At 47.6% G+C, this 20310-nt stretch carries 13 protein-coding genes; 12 read left to right on the top strand and 1 reads right to left on the bottom strand.

All coding sequences use genetic code 11. The annotated features are described in order from the left end of the window. Window positions 1-3 precede the first annotated feature (3 nt). The 11 genes from cobA to PODO_RS23870 all read left to right on the top strand — a co-directional run bounded on the left by cobA (window position 4) and on the right by PODO_RS23870 (window position 17599). Entirely contained in the window at window positions 4-1551 is a 1548-nt protein-coding gene (cobA, locus tag PODO_RS23920) for a uroporphyrinogen-III C-methyltransferase (protein ID WP_038574799.1), read from the top strand. 895 nt (window positions 1552-2446) lie between these two features. Further along, on the top strand, window positions 2447-3445 hold the full coding sequence (gene hemB / locus PODO_RS23915; RefSeq protein ID WP_038573042.1) for a porphobilinogen synthase: 999 nt from the start codon (window positions 2447-2449) through the stop codon (window positions 3443-3445). 82 nt (window positions 3446-3527) lie between these two features. Beyond that, window positions 3528-4829 (top strand): glutamate-1-semialdehyde 2,1-aminomutase, encoded by a 1302-nt coding sequence (gene hemL, locus PODO_RS23910; RefSeq protein WP_038573041.1) that lies wholly within the window; start codon window positions 3528-3530, stop codon window positions 4827-4829. Continuing rightward, window positions 4826-5761, top strand: coding sequence for an RluA family pseudouridine synthase (locus tag PODO_RS23905; RefSeq protein ID WP_244886386.1), 936 nt, complete (start codon window positions 4826-4828; stop codon window positions 5759-5761). Before hemL ends, PODO_RS23905 begins: the two co-directional genes overlap by 4 nt. A gap of 332 nt (window positions 5762-6093) precedes the next feature. After that, window positions 6094-7464, top strand: coding sequence for a LysM peptidoglycan-binding domain-containing protein (locus tag PODO_RS23900; protein ID WP_036685134.1), 1371 nt, complete (start codon window positions 6094-6096; stop codon window positions 7462-7464). A 581-nt stretch (window positions 7465-8045) separates the two neighbouring features. Continuing rightward, window positions 8046-10745, top strand: a complete 2700-nt coding sequence (locus PODO_RS23895; protein WP_051491372.1) for a valine--tRNA ligase — start codon at window positions 8046-8048, stop codon at window positions 10743-10745. A gap of 5 nt (window positions 10746-10750) precedes the next feature. Further along, window positions 10751-12127 (top strand): bifunctional folylpolyglutamate synthase/dihydrofolate synthase, encoded by a 1377-nt coding sequence (locus tag PODO_RS23890; RefSeq protein ID WP_036685135.1) that lies wholly within the window; start codon window positions 10751-10753, stop codon window positions 12125-12127. 6 nt (window positions 12128-12133) lie between these two features. Next, window positions 12134-13510, top strand: a complete 1377-nt coding sequence (gene murC, locus PODO_RS23885; RefSeq protein WP_036685137.1) for a UDP-N-acetylmuramate--L-alanine ligase — start codon at window positions 12134-12136, stop codon at window positions 13508-13510. Between the two features lie 207 nt (window positions 13511-13717). Then, on the top strand, window positions 13718-14884 hold the full coding sequence (locus PODO_RS23880; protein WP_036685138.1) for a GGDEF domain-containing protein: 1167 nt from the start codon (window positions 13718-13720) through the stop codon (window positions 14882-14884). A gap of 33 nt (window positions 14885-14917) precedes the next feature. Next, entirely contained in the window at window positions 14918-16075 is a 1158-nt protein-coding gene (locus tag PODO_RS23875) for a GGDEF domain-containing protein (protein ID WP_038573040.1), read from the top strand. A gap of 336 nt (window positions 16076-16411) precedes the next feature. After that, window positions 16412-17599, top strand: coding sequence for a glycosyltransferase (locus tag PODO_RS23870; protein ID WP_036685141.1), 1188 nt, complete (start codon window positions 16412-16414; stop codon window positions 17597-17599). A gap of 91 nt (window positions 17600-17690) precedes the next feature. Here the strand turns inward: PODO_RS23870 and PODO_RS23865 are convergent, their stop codons facing one another. Then, on the bottom strand, window positions 17691-18677 hold the full coding sequence (locus PODO_RS23865; RefSeq protein ID WP_038573038.1) for a diaminopimelate dehydrogenase: 987 nt from the start codon (window positions 18675-18677) through the stop codon (window positions 17691-17693). A gap of 216 nt (window positions 18678-18893) precedes the next feature. Here PODO_RS23865 and PODO_RS23860 point away from each other — a divergent pair, with 216 nt between their 5' ends. Next, a complete protein-coding gene (locus PODO_RS23860; RefSeq protein ID WP_052097281.1) occupies window positions 18894-20132 on the top strand; it encodes an SPOR domain-containing protein in 1239 nt (412 codons plus the stop codon). Window positions 20133-20310: the final 178 nt, after the last annotated feature.

Genomic DNA, 20310 nt, shown 5'->3' with positions numbered 1-20310 from the left:
GAATTGACGGGGAAGGTTTATTTGGTAGGTGCAGGTCCCGGGGACGCAAAGCTGATTACTGTGAAAGGCCTCGAGTGTATCCAAAAAAGCGACGTACTGGTGTATGATCGCTTGGCAAGTCCTAGATTGCTGAAATGCATGAAACCCGGCGGGGAGAAGATTTATGTAGGCAAGCTGCCGGATCGCCACACGATGAAGCAAGAACAGATTAATCAATTGTTAGTTGATTTGGCTTTACAGGGGAAAACAGTGGTGCGGCTTAAGGGTGGGGACCCTACGATTTTTGGCCGAGTGGGTGAAGAAGCGGAGCTGCTGCGCAAAAATGGGATCTATTACGAAATCGTACCAGGCATCACGTCAGCGATCAGTGTACCTGCCTATGCGGGTATACCTGTTACGCACCGCGATCATGCCTCTTCCCTGTCGATTATCACCGGGCATGAGAGTCCGGATAAACTGGATCATTCCATACATTGGGATAAAGTAACGAACGCCACAGGCACGTTAGTGTTTCTGATGGGCGTAGCTAAAATAGGTTATATCAGCGCTCAGCTGATCAAGCACGGGCGGCCGCCAGAAACACCAGTGGCACTTGTGCGCTGGGGCACCCGCGCGGATCAGGAGACGCTGACGGGAACCCTCGCCGATATTGAGGCGAAGGTGAAGGCGGCGGATTTTCAGCCGCCGGCAGTCATCGTCGTCGGCGACGTGGTGCTGCAGCGTGAGCAGCTGAAGTGGGTCGAGGCGATGCCGTTATTCGGCAAACGCATCGTGGTGACACGGGCTCGCAGCCAAGCAAGCGAGCTGGTGGATAGAATTGAAGAACTCGGCGGGGAACCCTACGAGTTCCCGGTGATCGAGACGATCATGCCGGAAGGGGCAGAGAAGAAGGCGAAGATTGCAGCGGCGTTTGGCGCGCTGGAATCGTACGACTGGGTATTCTTCACTAGCCCGAACGGCGTGGAGTTTTTTTGGCGCCACTTGGCGGAGCTGGGGGCGGACATTCGCGGGCTACACCGCGCGCGTATTGCAGCGGTGGGGCCAGGCACAGCCGCCGCGCTGGCGCAGCGCGGGGTGATCGCTGAGGAACTTCCGGCGAAGTTTCAGGCGGAAGGTCTGATTGAGACGTTCGGTCCCCAGCTGCTGCCGGGGCAGAACGTGCTTTTGCCGCGCGGCGATCTGGCGCGGGACTGGCTGCCGGACAAGCTGAGAGAGCTTGGCCTACAGGTGACAGACGTGGATACTTATGAGACGGTTGTCACTGGTGAGGATGACGACGAGCTGCTGAAGCTGCTAGAGGAAGGTCGCGTACATGCGGTAACCTTCACCAGCTCGTCAACCGTGCGTAATTTCATACACATCCTGAAACGGATGGGACTTGAAGATCCGCTCCCGCTACTTGCAAACGTGAAAATCGCCTGCATCGGCCCGTTAACGGAGCAGACTGCGGTAGACGCGGGACTGACACCGGGACTCTTGCCTGAAGAGGCAACCATAGATGGTTTGGTGCAGGAGCTCTGCCGCTGGAATGCGGAGACTCAGCTGCAGTAGCGCTCGGATCGAGGATAGAACGAAGCAATAGTTTACTGGTGAGCTTGGCTTGTTTAGCTTACTTTCTGGTGGGAAGGTAGAAGCTGATTACTCTGCGGGGAGAGTAGTAGCTGTTCAACGGAGAAAGGCAGTGCCTGCTTAGAAATATAGCGCTCAGCTTATAATTAGTTACATTACAGGCTAGAGTTTTGTTCGTAGTTACTAAATAGTTCGTAGTTACATGTGAGTTGGTAGTTACTAAATAGTTGGTGGTTACATGTGAGTTCGTAGTTACTAAATAGTTCGTAGTTACATGTGAGTTGGTAGTTACTAAATAGTTGGTGGTTACATGTGAGTTGGTAGTTATTAATGAGTCTGCGCTTACATTTACTAATTGCATGTGTTGGTTTGCTCGCCGTTATATCTACGCTCAAAAGTGCCACATCGCAACCTTCAAGTAACATATAAATTGAACTCCGAAAGTAGTTACTTATGGAGTTCGGAGTATAATATTTGGTTGTAAACTAACTGGTATGTAGAGAATATGTCGGTAGGTTAATTTGAACAGGTCTGCTTGAGGTTTAGGTTTAGTTGTACTTCATACAATTAAATTTCCTATATATCAGCTAAAGTCGAGTTTAGTTGTAGTATGTACAATTAAATATCCGCTAAATGAGGAATCTTCGCTCTTTTGTAATAAATAACTGTAGAGAATGCAACTAAAGCTTACAATTAGGACAAAACATCGAGATAGTTGCACAAACTACAACTATACGCAGTTAGCCAGTGGTCGGCGGTTTGGTTGCGGCTAATTTGGACTTGGCTGCGGCTAATTTGGACTTGGCTGCGGCTAGTTGTGGTTTGCTGCCAAACACATAAATTGGTTTTATATTTTATTTTTCAGGAGGATGAACAAATGAGCTTTCCAATTACACGTCACCGCCGTTTGCGCGGTTCTGCTGGAATTCGTGGCATGGTGCGGGAGACGATACTGAATGTGCTGGATATGGTACAGCCTATTTTTGTGACTTATGGAACAGGTGTGAAGAATGAGATTAGCTCGATGCCGGGCGTGTATCATTTTTCGCTGGATACGTTAAAAGCAGAAGTGGACGAGATCGCCGCACTAGGCATCCCGGCTGTATTGTTGTTCGGGATTCCTGAGACGAAGGATGCTATCGGTTCTTCCGGTTTTGCAGAGGATGGAATTGTGCAAGAGGCTACTCGCTTGATCAAGCACTGGTACCCAGAGCTGTTGGTCGTTGCAGATACCTGCCTTTGTGAATTTACGGATCACGGACATTGTGGAATGGTGCATACGCATACGGTGAATGGTGTGGTACATGGCGATGTTATCAACGATGCTTCGCTGGAGCTTTTGACTCGTACGGCGGTATCCCAAGCAAAAGCTGGAGCAGATATTATCGCCCCTTCCAACATGATGGATGGATTCGTTCACGCGATTCGTGCGGGACTTGATGAGAACGGTTTTGAGCATGTGCCGATTATGTCGTATTCGGTCAAATATGCTTCGGCATTTTATGGCCCTTTCCGCGAAGCAGCGGATTCAGCGCCACAATTCGGGAATCGCAAAACGTATCAAATGGACCCTGCCAATCTGCGCGAAGCGCTCCGTGAAGCAGAATCCGATGTGTTGGAAGGCGCGGATATGTTAATGGTGAAGCCAGCCCTGGCTTACCTAGATGTGATTCGTACGATTCGTGATCAGTTTGATCTTCCTTTGGTGGCTTATAATGTGAGTGGAGAATATTCCATGGTAAAAGCAGCGGCATTACAAGGCTGGATCGACGAGCAAGCCGTTGTGCTGGAAATGCTGACGGGCATGAAACGCGCTGGTGCGGACATTATTATTACTTATTTTGCAAAAGATGCAGCCCGCTGGCTGCGCGGCTAATCTTCATCACACCGACATCGCGGCAGCTAATATATGTTTGTACAAGCTTGTGTAACCAAGAAGAGAATAGGAGTGAAGATACATGAGTAATGTGCCAACGGCGCGTAAAGAGGAAGCGTCCCGGAAGGCTTTTGATGAAGCAAAACAATATATTCCCGGCGGGGTGAACAGCCCTGTACGGGCGTTTAAATCCGTAGGTCTGACTCCGATTTATGTGGATCATGGGATCGGTTCGCGTATTTTTGATATCGACGGCAACAGCTTTATCGACTATGTGCTCTCATGGGGACCACTGATTATGGGTCATGCGCATCCTGAGGTTGTGAAGGCATTGCAGGAGACGGCGGTAAAAGGGACAAGCTTTGGCGCCCCAACGCTACTCGAAACGGAAATGGCAAAAACCGTTGTTGAACGTGTGGCATCTGTAGATATCGTGCGCATGGTTAACTCCGGAACGGAAGCTACGATGAGCGCGATTCGTTTGGCACGTGGTTACACTGGACGCAGCAAGATCTTGAAGTTCGAAGGCTCCTACCACGGTCACGCGGATAGTTTGCTTATTAAGGCTGGCTCTGGTGTAGCTACATTGGGATTGCCGGATAGCCCGGGTGTCCCAGAAGGCGTTGCAATGAATACCATTACGGTTCCTTACAATGATTTGGAGTCCACTCAGATTGCTTTCGAACGTTTTGGCAATGAGATTGCGGCAGTGATCGTAGAGCCAATTGCCGGCAACATGGGCGTTGTTCCACCGCTTCCAGGCTTCCTGGAAGGGCTTCGTAAATTAACTTCTGACAATGGTTCGCTGCTTATTTTTGATGAGGTTATGACAGGCTTCCGTGTTAATCGCGGCTGTGCTCAAGGCTTGTTCGGGATTACTCCGGATATTACTTGTTTTGGCAAAGTTATCGGCGGCGGACTTCCAGTGGGTGCTTATGGCGGGAAAAGAGAGATCATGGAGCAAATCGCTCCTACTGGACCGATTTATCAGGCGGGCACACTAAGTGGTAATCCATTAGCGATGGCAGCCGGATATACTACGCTCAAGCTGTTGACACCGGAAGTATATGACCGACTGGAACAGTTGGGTGCACGTCTGGAAGCGGGTTTGAGAAAGAATTCAATCGAGACTGGCATTCCGCTCACGATCAACCGGGTAGGATCAATGGTTTGTCCATTCTTCACTGAAGGACCTGTAATCAATTTTGAAACGGCTAAGACGAGTGACACGGATCTTTTCCGTCGTTATTTTGGTCATATGGTGAGCCAAGGCATCAGTGTGCCACCTTCACAGTTTGAGGGGATGTTCGTATCGGCTGCACATAGTGAGCAGGATATTGATGATACCATTGAGGGCCATTATAATGCCCTGAAGGCCCTTTGAGCATCGGAGCCGGAGAAACAACCGGTGGTGGCGCTTGGACTCGGCGTGGAGAATGGCTGGAGGTAACACCCGGCAAAATCATTACTGGAGCTGAGGATACGCAGGCGACGATTGATAAGTGGCTGCGAGAAACTGTGGGCATGCCCGAGAAACTTCATCTGCGGTTACGCCGCGAGGGAGGCATTCAGTGGAAAGGTGACCGGCTTCGGCTGGCACTTTTTCCCGATCGTGAAGTGGGGATTGAACCGATATGGGAAGAGCTTGAGGTGCTGTACGAGGATGATTTTTGCCTGGTAGCTCATAAACCAGCTGGGATGGCGGTTCATCCAGATGGCAGTGGAACAGGTGTAACTCTGGATCACCTCGTAGCTGCGCATTATATCACTTCCGGCGAGAGTGTGGCTGTGCGCCATATTCACCGCTTGGACAAAGATACAACGGGTCCGGTGATGTATGCGAAAAATGAGTTCGCACAGTTAGTTCTGGACGAGAATATGCGTGAAAAAAGCATCTCACGGCACTACGCCGCGATCGTCGAAGGCACAGTGCCGCCTGTACTTAAGGTGATCGATGCCCCGATTGGGCGCGATCGGCATCACGCTGCGCGCAGACGCGTCTCGCCCGGCGGACAATCTGCCGTGACGCGAATCATCGAGCGCGAGGCACTGCATGGCGGAAGCCTGGTGCATGTGCAGCTGGAGACCGGGCGGACGCATCAGATTCGCGTCCATCTCAGCCATATGGGTCATCCCTTGTATGGGGATGAACTATATGGCGGCCCGGTTTGGGCTTCCAGCGCTGCCGGCCGCCATGCCCTGCATGGTGAGTCGTTGTCCTTCCGCCATCCTTGGAGCGGAGAACAGCTGGAAGTCAGCGATCCGTGGCCGGAGGATATGCTGCAGCTGCGAGAGCTGCTGTCTGAAGCACCCTGACGGATACGTAAGCAACTAAAGAACAGTAGAATCAGCAAAAGCTGGTTCTGCTGTTCTTTTTCTATTTTTTTCAGAAAAAAAACATCTATCCATGTCTTATTAATAAAAGCAGCATATAATACTTTGTTCTTACGAAGTAGTGCATCTATCAGCAGGCTGAAGGTTTGATGAGCTCTTAAATTCATGAAATTTATTAGCATCCTGTCCGGTTAGTACTACCAAAGTTGTCATGCCTCTCTGTTTGAAGCATATACATGTGGGGAGTAACATTTTGGGCTTATGCTCTGGGCCTGTCTCAGGGTTAGATTATGCCAAGAAGGAGGACATATCCCGTGTTTGATCAGTCCCACGGCTTGCGGTTTGATATTTACGAACGCATTCACCTTTCGGAAGAGCTTCCGGGAATAGCTGAGCTGGAGGAGGTTGAACTACTTCCGGAAATTCAGGTGATTCAGCGGGAGGATCGGGCCGAGTTATATGGTCAGCTGTTGCTTACCGGGCTTTACCGGAGTGAAGATGACCGAACACAACGTCTGGAGCATGCCATTCCCGTCGAAATCACTGTTCCGCTTACACGCGTCAGCTCGATTGAAGATATTGGGGTGGAGATCGAGAATTTTGATATTGATCTGCTCACGATGCGCACTGTGAATATAACAGGCGTACTATCGCTGCGGGGGATCGGTAGTACGGATCCTCAACCTCAACCGGCCTGGCAGCAAGAGGAGTATACAGTCGCCTATTCTCCTGTTAATGATGACAGGGTGATAGAAGCAACTGCTGAGCACCAAGAACACGAAAATGATACCCTTTATGAAAATTCACAGTGGACCTTTGGTGAAGATGCATCACAGGTTGCTGTAGAAGAACATGAACAGGCCGATGCGGCTGAGGACGCACAGGAGTTACTAGTCTCAAGCGGAGCGGCTCATACGTCCCCTGTAGTCAATTTCTCATCCGCTCAGGAGAAGGACAAGGGCGCAAAAGCCCGGACACATAGTCTAGAGTCACAAGCAGAGGATGCCAAAGCGGGTTTATCCGATTACTGGTTTAAAGCCGAGCCACAGATCAAGGAAGCTGAAGTGTCCCAGCTGAATCAAGCAAGTTATGTGAGCGAAGAGAAGCAGCAGCCGGAAGAGGAATATTCTTTTGCTTCTAGAGAGACCGTTGTTCCAACGGCTAGTGCAGAAGCGAATCAAGATATACCTGTATTTGCTTCTGAGAGTGAGGCTAATCATGAGCTTCATGAACAGGATGAGAATGCTGAACCCATCCATGAGAATGTGAACGAAGTTTTTGTTTCACAAGAGAGTGTGGCTTCTCATGAGGAGAAACAAGATCTTAAGATCGCCTTGGGCAGTAAAAAAGAAGCAGAGGTTCCGGAAAAAGAACATCTCACCTTCTCCTCTTTACTAAGCTCCAGTCGTGTCCGTAAAGAGCAGGAAGCTCTGCAGTCGGAAGGAAACACATCTGCAGCAGTGGACGTTCCAGAGGTTGGTAATAATACGGAATGGAAGAGCAGATTCATTGCCAGCGCGGACGGAGCTAACATGTTCCGCAAAGTTCGGCTGTGTATTGTACAGCGTGAAGAAACACTGGATACCATTGCAGAGAAGTATCAGCTAAGTGCGCGGGAGCTGGTGATGTATAATCGCTTGTCCGGGCAGAGTGTAGAGGAAGGCCAAGTGTTGTACATCCCGTAATCGAATCGTGATGCGTACACACATGAATAGGTGAATCCCGATCAGGTTTTAGGGTCGGGATTTTTGCTGTTTCATTGTTGGAATGAATGCTTCAGAAGAAATAAGTCGAAATTCAGCCTAAAGTCCCGCTGCAAAGGCGTATCCAGGTTGACTAGGGGGGGCTCAAAATGTATTATGGAGTAAGCAATATCTAAGTAAAGACTGGGAACGGGAAGAGTAGGCGGTCAGCCCTTCAGAGAGCGGAATTGCAAGTGCTGTGACATTCCGTAGGAAACAGCCCCCGAAGTCGCCCCGGAGTCGCCCTTCTGAGCTTATCTTCATATCTATGAAGGATAAGTTAGGTTGTGGCCGGTAGCAGCCGTTATCTGTACGAGTGTCGCGCTAAGCTTCTGAATCCGTTGGGTAAGAAGTGTAGTTTTATTTTTCATTGGCGCGAAACAAAGGTGGTACCGCGAAAGAATGACCTTTCGTCCTTTGAGACGAGGGGTCTTTTTGTTTTTTTCAGAGACCTGTGCGCTCTATACAGCAACTTTATTAACAACTATAAGCAACTACAAGTAAACTAGTGGAGGTATCAGAGAATGGCTGACCAAAACCATCTAACAGCGGCAGATGCTGCCGCTACGAATGAATCTAAAAACGAGATGCCAACAACGTATGATCCGAAGGCAGCAGAACAGAAATGGTATTCCTACTGGACAGAGGGCGGATATTTCCGTGCAGGCCAGCGTCCGGATGCTCAAGCCTATAGCATTGTGATCCCGCCGCCAAACGTAACAGGAATGCTGCACATCGGGCATGCGCTCGATTTCACATTACAGGATATCCTGATTCGTACCAAACGGATGCAGGGCTTCGATACGCTTTGGTTGCCAGGTACGGACCACGCAGGTATTGCAACACAAACGAAGGTAGAGCAGAAGCTGCGCGAGCAGGGGATTTCTAGACATGACCTCGGACGTGAGAAGTTCCTGGAGCAGGTGTGGGATTGGAAAGACAAATACGCAAACACCATTCATGAGCAGTGGGCTAAAATGGGACTTTCTCTTGACTACTCCCGCGAGCGTTTTACCCTCGATGAGGGTTTGTCGAAGGGAGTTCGCGAGGTATTTGTTAAGCTTTATAATAAAGGCTTGATCTACCGCGGTAAACGTATCATCAACTGGGACCCGGCGGCTCGTACGGCGTTGTCGGATATCGAGGTTGAATATAAGGAAGTTAACGGTCATCTGTACCATCTGCGTTACCCACTTAAAGATGGCAGCGGACATATCACTGTAGCGACCACACGTCCGGAGACGATGTTGGGTGATACGGCAGTTGCTGTTCATCCTGAGGATGATCGTTATAAAGATCTGATTGGCAAAACGCTGATCCTGCCGATTATCGGCCGGGAGATTCCAATTATCGCTGACGAGTATGTAGATAAAGAGTTTGGCAGCGGTGCGGTTAAGATCACGCCAGCTCATGATCCAAATGACTTCGAGGTAGGTCAACGTCATAATCTGCCGCAGATCAACGTAATGGATGAGAGCGGCACAATGAACGAAGAAGCAGGACCTTACCAAGGTCAAGACCGGAGTGAATGCCGTAAGGCCATCACGGCGGATCTGAAGGAGCAAGGCGTTCTGATCTCTATTGAAGATCATGTGCATCAAGTTGGACACAGTGAACGTTCAGGAGCTGTTGTTGAGCCGTACCTGTCCACACAATGGTTCGTGAAGATGCAGCCGCTCGCCGAAGCTGCCATCAATGCACAGAAGGATGGTAATGGGGTTAACTTTGTACCTGAACGGTTCGAAAGAACCTACCTGAACTGGATTGAAAACGTACGCGACTGGTGTATTTCCCGTCAGCTTTGGTGGGGACATCGTATTCCGGCTTGGTATTCTGAATCTACCGGTGAGCTGGTTGTGGCGAATGATGAGGAAGAAGCGCGCCGGATCAGCGGCCTAACCGACTTGAAACAGGACGAGGATGTTCTGGATACTTGGTTTAGCTCCAACCTCTGGCCGTTTGCAACCCTAGGCTGGCCGAATGAAGACAGCGCAGATTTCAAACGTTACTATCCGAACGATGTGCTCGTAACGGGCTATGATATTATTTATTTCTGGGTAGCGCGGATGATCTTCTCGGCACTGGAATTCACGGGAGAGAAACCATTCTCCGACGTATTGATGCATGGTTTGGTACGGGATGCTGAAGGACAAAAAATGTCCAAGTCACTCGGCAACGGCGTAGATCCGCTTGAGGTTATCGAGAAGTACGGGGCAGATGCTATGCGTTATATGATTTCTACCGGCAGCACAGCGGGTCAGGATTTACGCTTCCGCTGGGAAAAGGTAGAGCAGGCGCGTAATTTCGCTAATAAGATCTGGAATGCGTCACGCTTCGCCCTTATGAATCTTGAAGGAGTTAGCTTCGAGAATATTGACATTACTGGTGAGCTAAGTACGGCTGACCGTTGGATTTTGCACCGCCTGAACGAAACTTCTCGTGAAATTACGCGTCTAATTGACTCGTACGAGTTCGGCGAGACCGGCCGCCAGCTGTACAACTTCATTTGGGACGATTTGTGTGACTGGTATATTGAGTTCGCGAAGCTGTCGCTTTACGGAACGGATGCCGCAGCCAAAGCGAAGACACAGTCCGTACTTGCTTATGTACTCGACCGCACGATGCGCTTGATTCATCCGTTTATGCCGTTTATTTCGGAGGAAATCTGGCAGCATCTGCCGCATGAAGGAGAGACAATTACTCTGGCTGCATGGCCTGAGTATGATGCTGCTCTGGAGAACCCGCAAGCGGTAGCGGAAATGAACCTGCTGATGGATGTAATCCGGGCAGTTCGTAATATCCGTGCTGAAGTGAACGTACCGATGAGCAAGAAGGTTGAATTGATTATTAAAGCGAGCAATGAAGAAACGCTGAGCATCATTACTCGTAACGACAACTACATTGGACGTTTCTGCAATACCTCTTCTTTCGAAGCTGGTCTGAATCCGGAAACGCCAGACAAGGTAATGTCCGCTGTAGTAACGGGAGCGGAACTGCTTCTGCCTTTGTCGGGGCTGATTGATATTGAACAAGAAATCGCTCGTCTGGAAAAAGAAGTGCAGACGCTGAACAGCGAAGTAGAACGCGTAGAGAAAAAGTTGAGCAATCAGGGCTTCGTAGCCAAAGCTCCCGCAAAAGTTATCGAAGAGGAGCAGGCGAAGCAGGCGGATTACTCCGCCAAACGTGAGAAAGTACTTGCCCGCATAGCAGAGCTGAGAGGATAAGAGACATGGATGACCTAAATCGGGGCGGGAGCACCGCCCCTCTTGCGACATATACCGAAGCGGTTAACTGGATCAAGGGCCTGATTCCGTTTGGAATCCGGCCAGGTTTAGACAGAATTGAGATGTTGATGGACAAGCTGGGAAACCCGCACCGTCGGCTGAAATTTATTCATGTGGCGGGTACGAACGGCAAAGGCTCTACCTGTGCCTTTTTGACAAGCGCACTTTTGCAAAGCGGCTATTCCGTCGGCACCTTCACGTCTCCGTATATTACGAAGTTCACGAACAGGTTCCAATATAATAATACGGACATTCCTGAAGAAACTCTTCTTGAGCTAGTGAATACCCTTCGTCCTTTGGTAGATGAGATTGCAGAAACGGAATTTGGCTCACCAACGATGTTTGAGGTAACTACAGCTGTGGCTATTCTATTTTTTGCGGGTGTTTCTTGTCCGGATGTTGTCGTATGGGAGACTGGGCTTGGGGGAAGGCTGGATGTAACGAACATCGTTACTCCGATCGTGTCGGTGATTACAAATGTTGGCCATGACCATATGGATATTTTGGGAGATACGCTTGAGAAGGTTGCAATGGAGAAAGCCGGAATTATCAAACCCGGTGTACCCGTTGTTAGCTGCGTAAATCAACCGGAAGTCGTGGCTGTACTCAAGGAGAAAGCGGCGGCTTGCCGCTCTACTCTTTATCTTGCCGGAGAAGATTTTAGCTATGAAGCTACTGGAATCCATGCGGATGTGCAGACTTTTAACTTTAAGGGTCCCTTCCGTTCGCTTGAACTTGGGATTGTGATGAAAGGCGAACACCAGATTAGCAATGCGGCGGGAGCCATGATGGTTCTTGAAGTTTTGCGCCAGTATATGGCGTTCATGCTAGAGGATGAAGATGTTCTGGAAGGATTGCGTCATGCATTTTGGGCTGGAAGGCTGGAAGAGGTAAGTAAATCTCCGAGGATCGTACTGGATGGAGCACATAATCCGGAAGGCGCGGAGAGCCTTGCCAAAAGCCTGCCACAGCTCTATAAATACGGTAAATTAAATTTACTTATGGGAATGATGGCAAATAAGCATCATGAATCCTACTTTAAGCATATACTGCCTATAGTGGATACGCTCATCCTGACCGAACCGGATTTCCAGAACAAAATGGACGCGGAGCATCTGCAGGTTATCGCAGAAAGTCTGCGGGATAAATATGCCAAGGAAAACTTGGTAATCATAGTAGAACATAATTGGGGAAAAGCGCTGCAACAACTGAAGTCGATTACAGCGGAGGATGACCTTGCCGTCGTATCTGGTACGCTGTATTTGATTTCTGACGTGCGCGGTACACTTTTGCAGCAACCCGATACTGAAAAAGGCTGGTGACGACTGTTGGATACTACTGAACGTGTGCATTTTATAGGGATCGGCGGCTACGGTATGAGCGCGATTGCCCGAGTAATGCTAGAAATGGGATATACGGTTACGGGCTCCGATGTGGCTGCCCAAGAATTGACGGATAAATTGATTGCTAAAGGTGCCAAGATTTATATTGGGCATACAGCAGAACAAGTAAAAGGTGCGGATCTGGTCGTGTACTCTACGGCTTTGTCCAGCGATAATGTGGAATGGGTGGAAGCAGAGCGTCTTAAGATTCCAATTCTGCACCGCTCACAAATGCTGGCTCGTTTATTGAACGAACGTAAAGGGGTAGCCGTTGCCGGAGCGCATGGTAAAACAACTACCTCCTCCATGATCGCGCTTGTAATGGAAGAGTGTGAAGTTGATCCTACGTATATTATCGGCGGAGAGATTATGAATGTCGGTACGAATGCAAAGGCAGGACAAGGCGATTATGTAGTGGCGGAAGCGGATGAGAGCGATGGCTCTTTCTTGCACTATCATCCTTGGCTTGGAATTGTCACGAATGTGGAAGCAGATCACTTGGAAAATTACGGCGGAGATTTTAACCGTCTCAAGGCTGCTTACGTACAGTTTATGAACCAGACACGTGAAGACGGCACTGCGATTGTGTGTGCAGATGACGAGAACGTGATTTCTTTATTGCCTGAAGTGTCAGGTAAGGTGATTACTTACGGCATCAAGTCGAAGACAGCAGATTATATTGCAACAGACATCGTTCTTGGCGACCGTCAGGTTTCGTATACGATGAACCATAATGGCGTAGTATTGGGACAAATTGAACTGTCCGTGCCAGGTCAGTACAATCTGTATAACTCAATGGCTGCGGTTATCGCTTGTTTGAAATCAGGAATCTCTTTTGAGAAAATCGCTGAAGCGATTGTGAAATTCCATGGTGCGAAGCGCCGTTTTCAAGTACTCGGAGAAGTCGATGATATTCTGGTCATCGATGATTATGCGCATCACCCAACTGAAATTCAGGCGACAATCAGTGCTGCTAAGGCAACGGGGAAACGGATTATTGCCGTATTCCAGCCTCAGCGGTATACACGTACGTTCTTCCTGCTAGATGCCTTCAGCCGCGCCTTTAGCGAAGCAGATGAGGTGATCATCACCGACATCTACTCTCCCGCAGGTGAGAAGCAGATTGAGGGGGTTACTTCTGCGAAGCTGGTTGAGCTTATTGTGCAGAACAGTAACGCCGGTGCAAGACATCTGCCAACCAAAGAAGATGTGCTTGCTGATCTGAAACCTCGTATTGCCCCAGGTGACCTGGTGATTACGATGGGCGCAGGCGATATCTGGAAGGTTGGATACGCATTGGCGGACGGCTTGAAGAAGCGTTAATACAAACACAGGCCTACACGAGAATATTCATATTCTCTTGACCATAGCACTTCCCCCGAGCTCCGTGCAGGGGGAAGTGCTTTTTTGTATACTTAAGCGGTGTAGTACATTCTAAAAAATGAAATAAATAGGGTATTTGCTGAACCGGCCATTGAGTGCTATAGTGCTGTCAGTAGAGGATCAATTTTTCCGTGTAGGTGGTGACTCATGGACTCCCAGCTTGATATCAAAACGTTAGTGTATTTATTTATTTTTGGAAACCTATTTATATTGGTACTGATAACCAATTACCGGAGGAGCGCTCCTAAAGACAGGGCATCCACCTTATTCATACGCTCTAAGGCGGTGCAGCTGCTCTTCTGGTGTTCATTATTATTATGGGGCCATATTCCCCGTGCTTTATCCATTCCACTTAGCAACGCTTTGATTCTTCTAGGCTGCTGTCTGGAGATTATTGCTTTACTGCTGATGATGGGCATCCTTGGGCAGCGGATAAAGTTGTATTACATAACGCTTTCCATACTTAGTTCGATTACTTTTAGTATTGTTGCCGTCTTCTTTCATCATTCCAGCTGGCGCATAGCCTGCACCTCACTATGGTCGATACTTTTTATTGTCTATCCAGCTTACCACCTCACGGTGAACCCCAAAGGCACCCCTCTTCAGAAGATACTCGGAATATTATTTTACGCTTTTGCAGGGATTATGCTGCTCCGCGCGATTGTTGCACTGATCTGGGAGCCAGAGATGAACGTGTTCACAACTAATCTTTCGCAGTATTTATATTACCTGGGGATGTATTTATTATTGATTGTGGGAGCCGCAGGCTTTATTCTACTTTCTAACGAGCATTCCTTTGTAAAACTAAAACGAATCGCTAGCTACGATGATCTGACTGGAATCCTTAACCGTGGAGCATTTCTTCAGGAAGCTGAGGTACGGCTTGAGAAGGCAGTTGCTGAGCAGGAGTACTTTTCGTTTATGCTGCTGGATTTGGATCACTTCAAAGAAATCAATGATACATACGGCCATGATACCGGTGATGTTGTTCTGGAAGAATTCGCATTGACGATTAAGGACAACCTCGAAAACAGCGATTTATTCGGCAGGCTTGGCGGCGAGGAATTTGCAGTTATACTTTGCGGGCTTGATGAAGCTAGCTGTGACCGGAAAGCTGAAGCGTTACGAGAGGCAGTAATGAAGACGTCCACACAAAAACTCTCACAAGGATATACAGTTAGTATAGGTGTAATTACGATCATGCCGGATCAGGAGATCTGGATAAATAAGCTGTACAAGCTGAGCGATAAAGCGTTATACCAAGCCAAACAAGAAGGAAGAAACCGAGTGGTCAGATACAATTATATTTATTGAGCTTAGAGAATACAGGGGGTGAAATTCACTAACATGCATCTGGATCTCAAGACACTGCTGGTCTGCCTCTTTATGTGGCAATCATTCACGGTATTGCTTATTGTTGTCTATCGTTTGCGTTACGCGCAGGAACGGACTTCAACCTTGTTTGTCACGGCAAAATATTTGCAGCTGGCAGCTTTAATTCTCCTTTTGCTGAACGATTTCACAGACTCGCGACTTCCCATTCCAATCAGTATGCTGCTTGCTTTAGCTGGAGGTACGCTGGAAAGCTTAGCGCTTCTGATGCTTCTCAGGGTTTTTGGGAGCTGGGTTGAACGATATTATACGATCCTGTTCGGAGTGTCCATTGTCGTTGTAGTCCTACTGCATTTAATTATGCCAGATGAGCGGTTCGTTATGGCTGCAACTTGTCTATTTGGGATTATGATCATAGCTTTACCTGCTTACATATTAGCTGTGAAGATTAGAGAGACCTCTCTCCAGCAAACCATGGGATTGTTGTACGGTGTTGTAATTTTAACGCTGGTTGGCAAGGGACTTGAACCGTTTTATTCGATGTTAGGACTGAATGCACTGACCTCTCACTGGCTGCAGATATTTTTTTATCTGGGGATTTATTTGCTTATGTTTTTAGGAACTGCGGGAATCATGCTGCTATATAGAGAGGATTCCTTTACAGAATTGGAGCGGGTGGCCACTTATGATGTGCTGACAGGTATTTTGAATCGCAGATCCTTTGTTCAGCGTGTCCGACCTTTAATAGCTGCCTCAGCGATGAAGAAGCTGCCATATTCTTTTTTACTGCTGGATGTTGATCACTTAAAACGTATAAACGATACCTACGGCCACAATACCGGCGACCACGTTCTGAAGGATCTGGCTCATAAAATAAAACAGCAGCTTGGCAATGGCGATCTGTTCGGAAGATTCGGTGGTGAGGAGTTCACTGTGCTGCTGCATAGAGCCGATGAACAAAACAGTGATATGATTGCAGAGCGGATGCGCACAGCCGTTACAGGGGCGGTCATTCATGGTGTACCCTTGCATTACACGATAAGTGTTGGCATCATCACGGTGGATTCAGGTGAACGATACTCATTGAACACTCTTTACAAACTTAGTGACACTGCATTGTATCAGGCTAAGAAAAAGGGCCGGAACTGTGTAGTTAGAAGCTACGACATCTAAAGTGTCTTCCATTCGACAATAAGCGAGGGAGACGCTTTTTTTGTATGCAAAGAGGCGTAGTACATATTACCTAACGTTTCAAACTCTATAAATTGAGCAATTCATGATTATGTATGCCGTGAAAAAAGGGGGGTTAGTCTGTTTTTTAGAAAAAGCGGCGGTTTATAAGGGGAAATTGTAATAGAATTCTGAGGAACCAGAAAAAAACTTAAAAAAATTTAGACTTCCCCTATAAATCGACAAAACTTTTAAGTGAAATGAGTTACTATTGAACTGCATCTAAAGTTTCAGTTGGTAGATGGGGGTTTTTATTACAAAATACAAGGAGCCAGAGTCATGCGAGAAAGAATGCTGTTCCTATCAGCCCAGAATCAAAGCGCAGAGGATCTAGAAGGAGAAATGAGAACAGGGAGTATTCTCGAGATTTTGCTTGGAAAATTTGATATAGATTTGCTGACGTACGGAAGTGCCAACCAAACCGTGTCTATTAATGAGCGGACGGCACTTACGGTTCATAACATTAACGAAGATTATACGACCTGGAGGCCAATGTTGCGCCCCTTACATAAACTGCGGAATTTCTCAAATTTAAGTCATATAGATAAAGATATGAAAAACACTATTTTGGAGCTTTGCCGTTCCAATAATTATAAGCATGTATTTATATCGCATGTCCTATTGGGAAAATGTATTGATATGGTGAGGAACTTGCTTCCAGAAGCCAGTGTGATCACAGATACCTATAGTTTTGCAAACGGAAGCGGAGGATCTTCCGGAGAGACAGGAAAGTTAAGCAGGAAGAATCCTTATAATAAACTCAATGCTGCATGGGATCGTAGGAATAAACGGCGATTAATGAATAAAACGGGTCTGCTTTTAGCAACCTCGGAATGGGATGCACTAGCGTTCAAATCTCTATCATTTGCAGATGCCCGTAAGGTTCATGTTGTCCCCCATTTCATCAAGATGAATGAGTATGAGACTTTTGCAGAGCCTGTGACTAAAGAAAATTCAATTGTGCTGCACTGGAATATGAATATGAGACTGGGAATAGATGCAGCCCGAGTATTCTTTAAAAAAACCTATCCCATGATTAAGGAGCAAGTGCCAGATATCAAAAGTTATATTATCAGCTCAGAGGTTCACCCGGAGGTCATGACTTTGATTAAGGAAGATGAATCGGTCATAGTCACTGGACCAGTAAATTCCTCTACTGAATACATACGACGGTCTAAAGCTGTTCTGGTGCCTATCCTTGAAGGCTGCGAAGTTTCTAGAAATATACTGGAATCCTGGGCGCTTAAAACGCCGGTGGTTACTAGCTCTATCATGTGTGAGAAGCTGAATTGTGAGCATAACCGAAATATTTTGCTGGCTAATACCTCGGTTGAGGTTGTTGGAAGTGTATTGAATTTACTGAAAAATCCTGAGCTTGGCGCTATTATTGCGGATCGTGCGCATGAGACTTTATTAAAGAATTATGAAATGAATCATGTTAAGAGTAAGATTCTTAGTCTTGTATAGAAGGTTGCTGACAAGATGCTTGCTGCTCTGGACAACAAATAGCCCGCGAGGACCATTAAAAGTCCTACGCGGGTTATTTGTTGACAGGATTTTAGAGCAAGTTGCGGCGCAGTTCTTCTGGTGATTTCGGAGACAACATTCCAAGTGGAATATCGAATACAGTACGCGCTCCGCTTTGACCTTCTTGACTCATACGCTGAGCAGCTCTGGCATAAGCCACAAGCACACTAGCCGTAAATTCAGGATTGCTCTCCAGCTTCAGGCCGAATTCAACGATTTGTTTCGTGCCTTCTCCTGTTACACCACTGCGAATAACAAACCCGCCGTGCGGAATACCGCTATGCTGAGCTGCCAGTTCTTCTTCAGTGATGAAAGTAACCGTAGTATCATAATCTGCAAAATAGTTCGGCATATTCACGATTTCTTCGCGAATGCGCTCTTGATCTGCACCTGCCTCAGCTACTACAAAACACTCTCTAAGATGTTTTTCACGAGTAGTAAGTTCTGGTGTTTCACCCGCACGGATAGCCTCGATAACCTCTTGTACTGGAACCGTATATTGCACGCCACCTTTAACGCCTTCTACTCTGCGAATGGCATCGGAGTGACCTTGGCTGACGCCTTTACCCCAGAAAGTATATTCTTTACCTTGTGGAAGAATAGCTTCAGCTAGCAGACGGTTCATGGAGAACAGGCCTGGATCCCAGCCCGTAGAAATTACGCTGAGTGTTCCGCCTTGTTTAGCTGCGGCATCAACGGTCGCAAAGAACTCAGGGATTTTGGCGTGAGTGTCAAAGCTGTCCACGGTATTAAACATCCGGGCAATAGCTGGTGTCTGTTCTGGCAGGTCGGTAGCCGATCCTCCGCACAGAATCATAACATCCACTTTTCCCTTATATTGTTCGACGGCAGAGATATGCTCGAATTTCACACCGGTTTCACCGGCTTCCAGTTGTCCAGGCTCTCTGCGCGTAAAGATCGCAACCAGCTCGATATCTTCACTTTGGTTAATAGCCTTACGTACACCTTTTCCTAAATTACCGTAGCCCACAATTGCTGCTTGAATTTTTTGTTTCAGAAAAAGCCCTCCTAAACTGTAATGAACTAAAATCCTATTTCTAGCTTAACTAGTATAGTGCACACTTTTAGCTCTTTTTATATAGTATATAAAAGTTACATGTAATGTAAACTGAATCCGTATAACTTTCATTATTCATTTGGCTATAAAAATAGCATATCTCTCTATTGTCTATCATATATTTCCATATAGATTAGATGAGGTGAGGTGTTACTGTTGAATAACGGAAGAATGACATTCCGATTTGACGTGAATAAGGACGAGCCTAAGCCAAAACCGCAGGTAGTGGAGCGCTGGTCCAGTGGCGGACTGGGCACAGCTGAAGAATATGCAGAGGAGTTGCGCAAGGAGGTCGGTCCAGCACAGCAGCATACTTGGGTGCATGAACCTAATTTACGCTCTACGCGTGAGGCACCACCGGAGGATGCTTACGACTACTACTCAGGAACTGTAGATCCACGCCAGCAAGAATGGGACGAACAGGATAGAGATTTCAGAAATACGCAGCAATCGTATCTGCTTTCAGATTTGGTACTGGATGACAGAGATAAATCAGCAGAGGTTTACACGGGAGGTTATGGGGGCTCATACCATACTCGTCGCCCATCGTATTGGTGGAAATTATCCCTGTCTGTGGTGGGGGCGATCGGCACGGGTCTACTATTAGGATATGCGGCACTTTCCTTTTTTTATGGAGGAAACATGGACAGTAGTTCAGGAACCGGGATAACAGATACGTTGGCTACTTCAGGGCAGACTTCCGGAGCTAATGATCCAGCAGGTGTAGGAACCTCGGGATTGCCGGTTACGGGCACAGATGATGCCGGCAAAAACAGTATTCCTGTTCAAGTGGCTGCGCAAAGCTACTACCTGCTGCAGTATGGCGTATTCAGTACGCCGGCAGGCGCGGAACAAGCTAGACAAGAGCTGTTGGACGCTGGCTTGGCTGCGGGCTTGGACCCTGCTGACGGAAATCGTGTATATGCCGGAATGTCCTCTGACCGTGAACAAGCTAAGCTGCTCAGCAGTGGTCTGAAGAATCAAGGGATTGAGCTTTATGTAAGAGAGGTGGAGCTTCCCGGAGTGGAACGATTAGGGTTTGCCGGAAATGCGGAGGCTGTGAATAGTTATTTTGCGGTGAGTGGACAGCTGCTCAGTGAACTAAGCAGTCAATCTGCTTCGTTACTCAGTGACGGGCAAACGGATGCGGCAGCTAATACCTCAGCTGTGAGTGATCTTCATCTCCAATGGAGTGAAGCTGTTAAAGCTCTGGAGCAAGGCATAACGCCTGAAGCCAAAAGCATTTGCGCAGCGCTAGAGAAATCTATGAGCCAAGGAATTTCAGCACTGAGTGAATATAACAAGAACAAGGCGCAAGCCCTGCTTTGGGAAGTGCAGGAATCCATGCTGAGCTTCTTGACCAGTCAAAAACAGCTGCTGTCTGCTATGAATTGAATGCTTGGATTGCGGATTCAAAATAACAGCAAGTCTCCGGGGAATTGGGGGCTTGTTGTTTTTTTCGGAGAGGGGTATCGTTCCGCAACTTTTAGGGCAAAAGGTGGTAAACATTACCGTAGGGGATTTTACGTTTGTATTGATCACCGTTTCACCGTATAATAATTAGGGTGTCAAA

It is taken from the genome of Paenibacillus odorifer, assembly GCF_000758725.1.
GTDB classification, from domain to species: domain Bacteria; phylum Bacillota; class Bacilli; order Paenibacillales; family Paenibacillaceae; genus Paenibacillus_AQ; species Paenibacillus_AQ odorifer.
This window is presented reverse-complemented; position numbering and strand designations above follow the sequence as displayed.